This window comes from Vibrio methylphosphonaticus (assembly GCF_023634655.1).
GTDB lineage: Bacteria > Pseudomonadota > Gammaproteobacteria > Enterobacterales > Vibrionaceae > Vibrio > Vibrio methylphosphonaticus.
Genome location: NZ_JAMKMS010000062.1, coordinates 1 through 1,097 on the forward strand (window position 1 = coordinate 1; position 1,097 = coordinate 1,097).

General features: G+C 48.9%; 1 protein-coding gene. It reads right to left on the reverse strand.

Annotated features, from left to right (window positions below; translation table 11 throughout):
• A partial coding sequence (gene tnpC / locus M9196_RS23230) for an IS66 family transposase (protein ID WP_250619876.1) occupies positions 1-1,097 on the reverse strand: 1,097 nt, incomplete at both ends.

The window sequence follows — 1,097 nt, forward strand, 5'->3', positions numbered from 1 at the left end:
CCATCGTCGATATAACGAATGAGCTTTGACCACTGCCCAAGCGTGTATTTTATCGCTTTGCCTAGTGGGCTAGAGCCTATCACCTTCTGGGTTGTCATCCATTCGTAAAACTCATCCAGTATCGGCTTGGCATACGCTTGACGCTCTGCTTTTCGTTCTTCGGCAGGCACACCTTTCAAGCGTGATTCTATTCCATAGAGCTTCTGGATTTTAGCCAGCGCCTTATCAACCTTGCCCGATTTACCTTTCCCTTGAAGCTTCTTAGCATCCATGAACTTGCGACGAGCATGCGCTAAGCAGCCAACATTGGTCACTTGGTGAAGACCATCATAGGCACCATAACCATCGGTTTGCAGATAACCACTATAGTCCCCTAAAAAGGCAACAGGGCACGCCCTCGCGCGACTGTTTTGATAGTCGTACAAGGCGATATTTTTCACATTAGGGAGTGCGGCATCTGGCGAGTCTGCGCCCGAGCAGTAGAGCCACATGTAACACTGTTTATCTTCCTTGAGCACATTGAGCGGTGTTTCATCCGCCTGAACCACCACTTGTTGAAGTAGGTGCTCTTTCAAGGTTGCATACAGCGGAGCGAACTTCTCGCTAACTTGGATGACCCACCTTGCCATGGTGGTTCGTGATAGTTCGATACCCGACTGGGTAAACAGCGATTCTTGGCGATACAGCGGCATTGCGTATTGGTATTTACCAAGGATGATATTGGCCAACAAGCTTTCTGTCGCGAAGCTCTTAGGGATAATGCTTTGCGGCGCTGGCTTTTGAACGATGCGGCTATTGTCTTCTGTTTGCTCGCACTGGCGGCAAGCATACTTAGGACGAACATACTCCAGCACTTTGAGTACTGCTGGTGAGAACTCCAGCTTTTCACTGCGGTCTTCACCGATTTTATGCAGACTCTGCTTGCAGCAAGCGCATTGCTTTTCATGGTCGTCTAAATCAAGTTCGATAACCTCACGAGGTAAGGTCTTTGGAAGTGGCTTGCGTTTACCGCGTTTCTTTGTTGTGGCGGTCGTTACCTCAACCTCTTCTTCCTTAACAGCTTCACATTCCACTTCGTTGAAGAGGTCACCTTGAGA